This is a genomic window from Streptomyces spongiae, from assembly GCF_009377185.1.
Lineage (GTDB): Bacteria > Actinomycetota > Actinomycetes > Streptomycetales > Streptomycetaceae > Streptomyces > Streptomyces spongiae.
This window is the reverse complement of record NZ_VJZC01000388.1, coordinates 1-9,451: the sequence shown is the minus strand read 5'-3', so window position 1 is coordinate 9,451 and position 9,451 is coordinate 1. Positions and strand designations below refer to the sequence as shown.

Below are 9,451 nucleotides of genomic sequence, written 5' to 3'. Positions count from 1 at the left end.
GCCGTGGTACGGCCGGGCCCTTCCCGTGAGTTCGCGGACCCGCGAGGGTGCACCGCTCGCCGGTTGTCGCGATCAGCCTGTGGTCAGGCCTTCTTGGTCTCCCAGAAGATCTTGTCGATCTGGGCGATGTAGTCGAGGGCCTTCTGACCCGTCGCCGGGTCCGTGGACCCCTTGGCGGCCGAGAGGGCCTTGAGGGCGTCGTTGACCAGCTGGTGCAGCTCCGGGTACTTCTCGAAGTGCGGCGGCTTGAAGTAGTCGCTCCAGAGGACGGAGACATGGTGCTTGGCGAGCTCGGCGCGCTGCTCCTTGATGACGGTCGCGCGAGCCTGGAAGTGCGGGTCGTCGTTGGCGGCCATCTTCTCCTGCACGGCCTTCACCGACTCCGCCTCGATGCGGGCCTGGGCCGGGTCGTACACACCGCAGGGCAGGTCGCAGTGGGCGCTGACCTTGACCTTGGGGGCAAACAGGCGGGAAAGCATGGAGCATTCCTTCCTCGTGATCGTCTTCTCAGGTGCGACATTACTCCGTGGGAGTCGGGTTTTCGCGGGTGCCCCCATGGGCTTAGGACAAAAGTCCGGGGTGAGACTGGGACTGGTGGAGGATCCGACCGGGGAGGTGCCGGTGATGCCGGAGCTGTCGCAGGAGACCGAGCGGGGGAGTGCGTTGCTGCCGTTCGGGGTGGCCGAGGTGACCGGGCCGTCGATGGTGCCCACCCTCCGGCACGGGGACCGGCTGGTCGTGCACTACGGGGCGCGGCTGAGGGCCGGTGACGTGGTCGTCCTGCGGCATCCCTTCCAGCAGGACCTGCTCGTGGTGAAGCGGGCCGCCGAGCGGCGTGAGGGTGGCTGGTGGGTGCTGGGCGACAATCCGTACGCCGGTGGGGACAGCACGGATTACGGCGCCGTGCCGGACGAGCTCGTGCTCGGCAAGGTGCGGTTCCGGTACCGGCCCCGGCCCGATGGTCAGCGCTCGCCGTTCGCGCTCGTCCGCTGGGTACTGGTGGCCGCCCGGCCCGTACTCGCCGACCGGTCCGCCTCCAGGCGTTTGCGGGCCCGGTAGGCGGCCACGTTGGCGCGGGTCGCGCAGCGGTCGGAGCAGTAGCGCCGGGAGCGGTTCGTGGACGTGTCGAGGTAGGCGTTGCGGCAGGGAGCCGCCTCGCACAGGCCCAGGCGGTCCACGCCGTACTCGGTGAGGTGGAAGGCCAGGCCCATCGCGGCGATGGCGGCGTAGCCCGCGGTCGCGTTCGACGGGTGGTCCGCCAGGTGCATGTGCCACAGGGGGCGCCCGTCGTCGTCCCGGAAGTCGTGTCCGGAGATCTGCGGGCTCACGGGGAACTCCAGGAGCAGTGAGTTCAGCAGGTCCACGGCGAGTGTCTCGTCGCCGGTGTCCGCCGCCTCGAAGACCGCGCGCAGCCGTGCCCGGACCGAGCGGAAGCGGGTCACATCGGCGTCGGTGGTGCGGCGGGCCGCCGACTGGCTGCTCCCGAAGAGGTCGCGCACGGCGTCCACCGAGGTGAGCGTGTCCGTGCCCCGGACCGGCTCCTCCGTGTTGACGAGACGGACCGCGTAGTCCGAGTAATAGGCCAGTTCCACTTGTAGTCCTTACGGGGGCGCTCTATTGTCGTGCGGGCGGAGAAGTAACGACTGACTGTGCTTTCAGGGTATTACGGGGCGCGGCGGAGACACAGTGCTGAAAGGGGCTCCCATGACGACCACCACCGGAACCGACTGGCAGGCCTGGCAGGAGAGCTGGGACCGGCAGCAGGAGTGGTACATGCCGGACCGCGAGGAGCGGTTCCGGGTGATGCTGGACATGGTCGAGGCCCTCGCCGGTCCCGCACCCCGTGTTCTGGATCTCGCCTGTGGCACGGGAAGTATCACGGCCAGGCTGCTCGCACGGTTCCCGGAGGCCACCAGCGTCGGAGTCGACCTCGACCCGGCCCTCCTGGCCATCGCCGAGGGCACCTTCGCCGCCGACGACCGGGTCGTATTCGTGACGGCCGACCTGAAGGACCCCGATTGGGTGACGCGGCTGCCGTACGACACGTACGACGCCGTGCTGACCGCCACGGCCCTGCACTGGCTGCACACCGAACCCCTCGCGGCCCTCTACGGTCAGGTCGCGGAGCTCGTCCGCGACGGCGGTGTCTTCATGAACGCGGACCACATGATCGACGAGAGCACGCCCAGGATCAACGCGGCCGAGCGCGCCCACCGGCACGGCGGTATGGATCAGGCCAAGGAGAAGGGCGCCGTCGACTGGGCCGAATGGTGGCAGCTGGCCGCTCAGGACCCCGTCCTCGCCGAGCCCACCGCCCGCCGCTTCGAGATCTACGGCGAGCACGCCGAGGGCGACACCCCGTCCGTCGAGTGGCACGCACGCACCCTGCGCGAGAAGGGCTTCGCCGAGGCCCGGCCGGTGTGGCGCTCGCCCTCGGACGCGCTGGTGCTGGCGCTCAAGTAGCGCAAGGGACGCGGGTTCGGGCCAGGGACGCAGGTTCGGGCCTGCGCGCGGGTCCGGCCTGCGGGTCCGGCCTGCGGGTCCGGCCTGCGGGTCCGGCGTACGAGTCCGGCGCGCGGCCTGTGCCTCGGCAGGCGAGAGGGGCGGTACGAAGACTCGTACCGCCCCTCTCGGGCTGTTCTCAGCGTTCAGCTCAGCGGAGCGTCACAGGACCTTCGACAGGAACGACTGCGTGCGCTCGTGCTGCGGGTTCGTCAGGACGTCGCGGGGGTTGCCCGACTCGACGACCACGCCGCCGTCCATGAAGACGAGGCTGTCGCCGACCTCGCGGGCGAAGCCCATCTCGTGGGTGACGACGACCATCGTCATACCGGACTCGGCGAGGTCCCGCATGACGTCGAGCACGTCACCGACCAGCTCGGGGTCGAGCGCCGAGGTCGGCTCGTCGAAGAGCATGAGCTTCGGGTCCATCGCCAGCGCACGGGCGATGGCCACGCGCTGCTGCTGGCCGCCGGAGAGCTGGGTCGGGTAGCTGCCCGCCTTGTCGGCGAGGCCGACGCGGTCCAGAAGCTCCAGGGCACGCGTCCGGGCCTGGCCCTTGTTGACGCCCTTGACCTGGACCGGCGCCTCGATGACGTTCTCCACCGCCGTCATGTGCGGGAACAGGTTGAAGCGCTGGAAGACCATGCCGATGTCCCGGCGCTTCAGGGCGACCTCGCTGTCCTTGAGCTCGTACAGCTTGTCGCCCTTCTGGCGGTAGCCGACCAGCTCCCCGTCCACGTACAGACGGCCGGCGTTGACCTTCTCCAGGTGGTTGATGCAGCGGAGGAAGGTCGACTTGCCGGAGCCGGAGGGGCCGATGAGGCAGAACACCTCGCCGGACTTCACCTCCAGGTCGATGCCCTTGAGGACCTGCACGTGGCCGAACGACTTGTGGACGCCCTCGGCCTTCACCATGGCGGTCATGCGGTGCCTCCCGTCGACGCCGGACGGTTCGACAGGGACAGCAGATTGGCCCTGATCCTCTGCAGCGGGGTCGGCGGCAACTGGCGGCTGGAGCCGCGCGCGTAGTACCGCTCGACGTAGTACTGGCCCACGCTCAGGATCGAGGTGAGGATCAGGTACCAGGCGGCGGCCAGGAAGAGCATCTCGACCGTGGCGCCGGAGGTCTGGCCGATGTCCTGGGCGTACCGCAGCAGTTCGTAGTACTGGACCGCGGCCACCAGCGAGGTCGTCTTGAGCATGTTGATGACCTCGTTGCCCGTGGGCGGCACGATCACGCGCATCGCCTGCGGGATGACGATCCGGCGCAGGGTCTTGCCGTGGCTCATGCCGAGCGCGTGCGCGGCCTCCGTCTGGCCCTCGTCGACGGCCAGCAGACCGGCACGGCAGATCTCCGCCATGTACGCGGCCTCGTTCAGGCCGAGTCCGAGCAGCGCCGTCAGGAACGGCGTCATGAAGTCGGACCACTCGTCCTTGTACACCGGCCCGAGGTTGACGTACTCGAAGACGAAGCCGAGGTTGAACCAGACGAACAGCTGGACCAGGACCGGGGTGCCCCGGAAGAACCAGATGTAGAACCACGCGATCGACGAGGTCACCGGGTTCTTCGACAGCCGCATCACGGCGAGGACGATGCCGCCGACGATGCCGATGATCATCGACAGCAGCGTCAGCAGCAGCGTTTCGCGGACGCCCGTGAGGATGCGGTCGTTGAAGAAGTAGTCGGGGATCGCACCCCAGTTGATGTTGCCGCCCGCGAACGCCCAGATCAGCAGCCCCAGGATGCCGAGGGCGACGACCGCGGCGACGTACCGGCCGTAGTGCCGGACCGGGATGGCCTTGATGGCCTCCGGCCCGGTCGGCGGGGTGTCCGCCGGCCTGTCCGTCTTCTTGATGTCAGTCACGGATGTTGCCTTTCAGTGACGCGATGAGGGGTACGCGCTCACTTGCCACCGTTGAGGGTGGCTTCCTTGACCGCGCCGTCCGCGACGCCCCACTTCTGGATGATCTTGTCGTACTCGCCGTTCGCGATGATCGCGTCCAGCGCCGCCTTGATGGCGTCCCGCAGCTCGGTGTTCGACTTGGCGATCGCTATGCCGTACGGGGCCGCCTCGACCTGCTCGCCGACGAGCTCGAAGTCCTTGCCGCCGCCCGAGGTCTTCACCGCGTACGCGGCGACCGGGAAGTCGGAGGAACCGGCGTTCGCGCCGCCGGAGCGCAGCCGGGTCTGGGCCTGCTGGTCATTGTCGAATGCCTCGATGGCGATCGTCTTGCCCTTGGGGCACTTCTTCGCCTCGGCCTTGGCCAGGTCCTGCGAGACCGTGCCGCGCTGGAGGACCAGCTTCTTGCCACACAGGTCGGACCAGGTCTTGATGCCCTGGGTGTCGCCCTTCTTGGTGTAGATCGAGACACCCGCGGTGAAGTAGTCGACGAAGTCGACGCCCTCGCCGACCTTCTTGCCGGTCTCGGAGTCGACACCCTCCTGACGGTCCTTGGTGTCCGTCATGGCCGACATGGCGATGTCGTAGCGCTTGGAGCGCAGACCGCCGAGCAGCGTGTCGAAGGTGCCGTTCTCGAACTCGAACTTCACGCCGAGCTGCTTGCCCATCGCGTCGGCCAGGTCGGGGTCGATTCCGGCCGTCTTTCCGGAGTCGTCCTTGAACTCCACGGGCGCGTACGCGATGTCCGAGCCGACCTTGACGACCCCCGCCTTGCGGATGTCCGCGGGCAGCTTGTCGGCCAGCGGCGCGGAGCTGGAGTTCGCGGTCTCCGAGTCGCTGCCGCTGTCCTTGGTCTGGTCACCGCAGCCGGTGAGCAGCAGGGTGCCCGCTACCGCGATCGCGCCGACCGCGGCAGTCCGGGAGCGCATGGCGGTGGTGCGACGGGTCTTGCCTGCAGTCATGGTGGGGTCCTCCGGCGGGGTGGATGAGAGATACAACGGTTGTGCCGTTGGGTCGACGACAACACACGTCTTCGGGTGTGGCGACCTTGTGTGATTACGGCATCTTGCCATTCGGACTTGGGCATTCAGGTGACTGGATATGTCAAAATCGGATAACGGGTGACCCCCGAACCGCCGTGGGACGGTCCCTCAGGGCCGGATGCTGTGCGGGAATCCCTCCTTCCGGCCGAAAGATCTTCGGCGCGTCTCGGGATGCGGTCGAACGCGAACCTCGTGGGTGCGCGATGAGTAAACGGCTGCTGTGTGACATGTCACGGACGTCCTCGCGGGCTTCGGCAAATCCGGTCACATGCCACGTCTCCGGCGTGTGACCTTCGCGTGATGGACTCGTCCCCGATGCCGTCCGTCCGGTAAGAAGGTTCCTTACACCCCTCATCCGGGGCCCAGGGCGCGTGTGCGGCGCGCCCGTCGCGCATTGCCCGTGCGTATCCGGCCATCCGCCTGTACGTATCGGCCATTCGGCCATCCGTCCGTGCGTATAGGTCATCGGGACCTTGCGTGGTGCCCGCCCACACCCGACCGGGAGTGGACACCCTCAAACAATGAAGACTTAAGGGGTAAACACAACATGGCAGCGGAGATCGTGAATCCTCGCACCGACGGCAACGGCGGTATCGGCGGCAACGGCGCCAACGCGGACAAGGAAGGCGGGGGCGAGCCCCTCGATTCCTTCGACCCCGCCTTCGCGCTGCACCGTGGCGGCAAGATGGCCGTGCAGGCCACCGTGCCGGTCCGCGACAAGGACGACCTGTCCCTCGCCTACACGCCCGGCGTGGCCCGTGTGTGCACCGCCATCGCCGAGCAGCCGGACCTCGTCCACGACTACACGTGGAAGTCGTCCGTGGTCGCCGTGGTGACCGACGGTACGGCCGTCCTCGGCCTTGGCGACATCGGCCCGGAAGCCTCCCTCCCCGTGATGGAGGGCAAGGCGATCCTGTTCAAGCAGTTCGGGGGCGTCGACGCCGTGCCGATCGCGCTGGACTGCACGGACGTCGACGAGATCGTCGAGACCGTGGTCCGGCTCGCTCCCTCGTTCGGCGGTGTGAACCTGGAGGACATCTCGGCGCCGCGGTGCTTCGAGATCGAGCGGCGGCTGCAGGAGCGGCTGGACATCCCGGTCTTCCACGACGACCAGCACGGTACGGCGGTCGTGACGCTGGCGGCCCTGCGGAACGCCGCGCGGCTGTCCGGGCGGGAGCTGGGCGACCTGCGGGCCGTGATCTCGGGTGCGGGCGCGGCCGGGGTCGCCATCGCGAAGATGCTGATCGAGGCCGGGATCGGGGATGTCTCGGTGGCGGACCGCAAGGGCGTTGTCTCCGGTGACCGGGACGACCTGACCCCGGTCAAGCGGGAGCTCGCCGAGATCACGAACAAGTCCGGGCTGTCGGGGTCGCTGGAGGCGGCGCTGGAGGGTGCGGACGTGTTCATCGGGGTGTCCGGCGGTACGGTGCCGGAGCCGGCGGTGGCGTCGATGGCCGAGGGGGCGTTCGTGTTCGCCATGGCCAACCCGAACCCCGAGGTGCATCCCGAGGTCGCCCACAAGTACGCGGCCGTGGTCGCCACCGGGCGCTCCGACTTCCCGAACCAGATCAACAACGTGCTGGCGTTCCCCGGGATCTTCGCCGGGGCGCTGCAGGTGCGGGCCTCCCGGATCACCGAGGGCATGAAGATCGCGGCGGCTGACGCGCTGGCGTCGGTCGTCGGTGACGATCTCGCGGCCGACTACGTCATCCCGTCGCCCTTCGACGAGCGGGTCGCTCCCGCGGTGACGGCGGCGGTGGCGGCGGCGGCTCGTGCGGAGGGTGTGGCGCGCCGATAGCTCCGCGGGTTCCTGTGTGCGTTTGGGCTCCGTCCGAATGGGCGGGGCCCACGCGTTTGCCCGTGGCGGGCCTGGTGGGTGGTTCGTGGCGTGTGGGGCCGGCTGCGGGTTCGTTGTGGCTGGTCGCGCCCACGCGGCGGAGCCGCATATTCAACACAGCCCCGCGCCCCTAAGGGGCGCGTGCCCCCGCCGGTCGTCGAGTGTCTGCGGCGCCGTGGTGGCGGGTACGCCTACGCGTTTGTTCGTGGGTCGGGGGCGTGCCGCGAGGTCTCCGTCCTCGGTCCGGCGGGGCTGTGGGTATTTACGTGCTCGGTGGCGGACGCCGGCCGCTGCGGGCGGACACCTCCCGGCACACCCCCTTGGGTACGTACGCGGCTGCCGGGTGCGTCGTGGCTTTTTTGGGGGCGCGGGGAACTGCGCGACAAGCCAGAACGCACCCGCGGTCGCCCACGGAACAAGAACCCGGCAGACGAGACCGCGCCGCGCTCACCCCGGAGGGGCATGTCACAGCCAGGGCTGGTTCCCTCGGCACGGGTGGAGCCCTAGGGTCAAGGTCATGTTCGCTGCTTACGCTGCTCGGATTGACCGTGACCAGCCTCTTCAGGGGCTGGAGTTGGGGGAGCGACCGGCTCCCGAACCGAGGCCCGGCTGGACCACCGTGAAGGTGAAGGCGGCCTCACTGAACCATCACGACCTCTGGTCCCTGAAGGGTGTCGGGCTGGGCGAGGACAAGCTGCCGATGATCCTCGGGTGTGACGCGTCGGGCGTGGACGAGGACGGCAACGAGGTCGTGCTGCACTCGGTGATCGGCCAGAGCGGCCACGGGGTCGGTCCCAAGGAGCCCCGGTCCATCCTCACCGAGCGCTACCAGGGAGCGTTCGCCGAACTCGTCGCCGTACCCACGTGGAACGTGTTGCCGAAGCCCAAGGAGCTGTCGTTCGAGGAGGCGGCCTGTCTGCCCACGGCGTGGCTGACGGCGTATCGCATGCTCTTCACGAACGCCGGGGTCCGGCCGGGTGACTCGGTCCTCGTCCAGGGCGCCGGCGGTGGGGTCGCCACCGCGGCCATCGTGCTGGGCAAGGCCGCCGGTCTGCGGGTGTTCGCCACCAGCCGTGACGAGTCGAAGCGCAAGCGGGCCGTGGAACTGGGTGCGGTGGAGGCGCTGGAGTCGGGGGCGAGGCTCCCGGAGCGCGTCGACGCCGTCATCGAGACCGTGGGTGCCGCGACCTGGTCCCACTCCGTGAAGTCCCTGAAGCCCGGCGGCACACTCGTCATCTCGGGTGCCACCAGCGGCGACCGGCCCTCCCACGCCGAACTGACCCGCATCTTCTTCCTGGAGCTGAAGGTGGTGGGCTCCACCATGGGGACGAAGGACGAGTTGGAGGATCTGCTGTCCTTCTGCGCGGCGACGGGTGTGCGGCCCGTGATCGACGAGGTGCTGCCCCTGGACCGTGCGCGGGAGGGCTTCGAGCGGCTGGAGGCCGGCAATCTGTTCGGGAAGATCGTGCTGACGGCTCCTTGAGGGGCTGGGGGTTCCCTGTCTGTCGGGTGACCTCGTGAACGGCGGGTTCGGCGATGCCGAGCCCGCCGTTCGTGTGTTCGGAGGGTGCGCGGTGGAGGAGTTTGCGTCAACCAGGGTTGACATGAATGGGGGTGTCAACTTAGGTTGACGTCATGACCGAAGCAACGGATCTCGCAGCGCGTGCGGGTGACCGTGATCCGCGGATCGGACTGCGGGCGGTCGCCGCGCTGCGGAGGCTGCTGGAGCAGCTGGAGGCGGTTCAGGTGCGCAGTGCGCGCAATCAGGGGTGGTCGTGGCAGGAGATCGCCGCGGAACTCGGGGTGAGCAGGCAGGCCGTGCACAAGAAGTACGGGAGGCAGTGATGTTCGAACGGTTCACGAAGGACGCCCGCGCCGTCGTCCTCGGCGCGGTCGACCACGCCGAACGGTCGTGCGCGGCCATGGTCGACGAGGAGCACCTGCTGCTCGCGCTGCTCGACCGGGAGGCGAGCCGCGCCGCGTTCGCCCTGGACGCCCTGGGGCTGGCCGAACGGCGGGGCTCAGTGGAGCGTGCGCTCGCCGAGGCCCGCCGTTGTGGGGGCCTGTCCCGCGCCGACGCGGAGGCCCTCTCCGGCCTCGGCATCGACCTGACGGAGATCGTCTCCCGGGTCGAAGAGGCCCACGGGGTGGGGGCGTTGGAGACCGGC

At 68.9% G+C, this 9,451-nt stretch carries 11 protein-coding genes; 6 read left to right on the top strand and 5 right to left on the bottom strand.

Annotated features, from left to right (window positions below; all coding sequences use genetic code 11):
- Window positions 1-83 precede the first annotated feature (83 nt).
- Entirely contained in the window at window positions 84-479 is a 396-nt protein-coding gene (gene sodN / locus FNH08_RS35415) for a superoxide dismutase, Ni (protein WP_007491258.1), read from the bottom strand.
- A 145-nt stretch (window positions 480-624) separates the two neighbouring features.
- On the opposite strand from sodN, the gene sodX reads away from it, so the two are divergent.
- Window positions 625-1,059: a nickel-type superoxide dismutase maturation protease gene (gene sodX, locus FNH08_RS35410; protein ID WP_152775625.1), complete on the top strand. Its 435-nt coding sequence runs from the start codon at window positions 625-627 to the stop codon at window positions 1,057-1,059.
- Here the strand turns inward: sodX and FNH08_RS35405 are convergent.
- On the bottom strand, window positions 963-1,592 hold the full coding sequence (locus FNH08_RS35405; RefSeq protein WP_322726021.1) for a CGNR zinc finger domain-containing protein: 630 nt from the start codon (window positions 1,590-1,592) through the stop codon (window positions 963-965). The genes sodX and FNH08_RS35405 overlap by 97 nt on opposite strands.
- A 112-nt stretch (window positions 1,593-1,704) precedes the next feature.
- Between FNH08_RS35405 and FNH08_RS35400 the strand changes: the two genes are divergently transcribed.
- Complete coding sequence (locus FNH08_RS35400; RefSeq protein WP_152775622.1) at window positions 1,705-2,463, top strand: class I SAM-dependent methyltransferase; 759 nt, start codon at window positions 1,705-1,707, stop codon at window positions 2,461-2,463.
- 201 nt (window positions 2,464-2,664) lie between these two features.
- On the opposite strand, the gene FNH08_RS35395 is transcribed toward FNH08_RS35400, so the two are convergent.
- Genes FNH08_RS35395 through FNH08_RS35385 form a run of 3 tightly spaced genes read right to left on the bottom strand, consistent with a single transcriptional unit; the run spans window position 2,665 to window position 5,365 of the window.
- Window positions 2,665-3,426, bottom strand: coding sequence for an amino acid ABC transporter ATP-binding protein (locus FNH08_RS35395; protein WP_152775621.1), 762 nt, complete (start codon window positions 3,424-3,426; stop codon window positions 2,665-2,667).
- Window positions 3,423-4,367, bottom strand: coding sequence for an amino acid ABC transporter permease (locus FNH08_RS35390; RefSeq protein WP_322726020.1), 945 nt, complete (start codon window positions 4,365-4,367; stop codon window positions 3,423-3,425). Before FNH08_RS35390 ends, FNH08_RS35395 begins: the two co-directional genes overlap by 4 nt.
- A 38-nt stretch (window positions 4,368-4,405) precedes the next feature.
- A complete protein-coding gene (locus FNH08_RS35385; RefSeq protein WP_152775620.1) occupies window positions 4,406-5,365 on the bottom strand; it encodes an ABC transporter substrate-binding protein in 960 nt (319 codons plus the stop codon).
- 628 nt (window positions 5,366-5,993) lie between these two features.
- Here FNH08_RS35385 and FNH08_RS35375 point away from each other — a divergent pair.
- The 4 genes from FNH08_RS35375 to FNH08_RS35360 form a co-directional block, all read left to right on the top strand.
- Entirely contained in the window at window positions 5,994-7,244 is a 1,251-nt protein-coding gene (locus tag FNH08_RS35375) for an NAD(P)-dependent malic enzyme (RefSeq protein WP_152775619.1), read from the top strand.
- 556 nt (window positions 7,245-7,800) lie between these two features.
- Entirely contained in the window at window positions 7,801-8,766 is a 966-nt protein-coding gene (locus tag FNH08_RS35370; protein ID WP_152775618.1) for a zinc-binding dehydrogenase, read from the top strand.
- A gap of 152 nt (window positions 8,767-8,918) precedes the next feature.
- Complete coding sequence (locus FNH08_RS35365) at window positions 8,919-9,128, top strand: helix-turn-helix domain-containing protein (protein WP_134029649.1); 210 nt, start codon at window positions 8,919-8,921, stop codon at window positions 9,126-9,128.
- On the top strand, window positions 9,128-9,451 hold a 324-nt coding region (locus tag FNH08_RS35360; RefSeq protein WP_322726019.1), incomplete at its 3' end, for a Clp protease N-terminal domain-containing protein. The genes FNH08_RS35365 and FNH08_RS35360, both read left to right, overlap by 1 nt.

Excerpts from the sequence above, each read along its gene's own strand:
- FNH08_RS35395 (WP_152775621.1), bottom strand. The coding sequence starts at position 3,426 with ATGACCGCCATGGTGAAGGCCGAGGGCGTCCACAAGTCGTTCGGCCAC.
- sodN (WP_007491258.1), bottom strand. The coding sequence starts at position 479 with ATGCTTTCCCGCCTGTTTGCCCCCAAGGTCAAGGTCAGCGCCCACTGC.
- FNH08_RS35365 (WP_134029649.1), top strand. The coding sequence starts at position 8,919 with ATGACCGAAGCAACGGATCTCGCAGCGCGTGCGGGTGACCGTGATCCG.
- FNH08_RS35370 (WP_152775618.1), top strand. The coding sequence starts at position 7,801 with ATGTTCGCTGCTTACGCTGCTCGGATTGACCGTGACCAGCCTCTTCAG.
- FNH08_RS35400 (WP_152775622.1), top strand. The coding sequence starts at position 1,705 with ATGACGACCACCACCGGAACCGACTGGCAGGCCTGGCAGGAGAGCTGG.
- sodX (WP_152775625.1), top strand. The coding sequence starts at position 625 with ATGCCGGAGCTGTCGCAGGAGACCGAGCGGGGGAGTGCGTTGCTGCCG.
- FNH08_RS35375 (WP_152775619.1), top strand. The coding sequence starts at position 5,994 with ATGGCAGCGGAGATCGTGAATCCTCGCACCGACGGCAACGGCGGTATC.
- FNH08_RS35385 (WP_152775620.1), bottom strand. The coding sequence starts at position 5,365 with ATGACTGCAGGCAAGACCCGTCGCACCACCGCCATGCGCTCCCGGACT.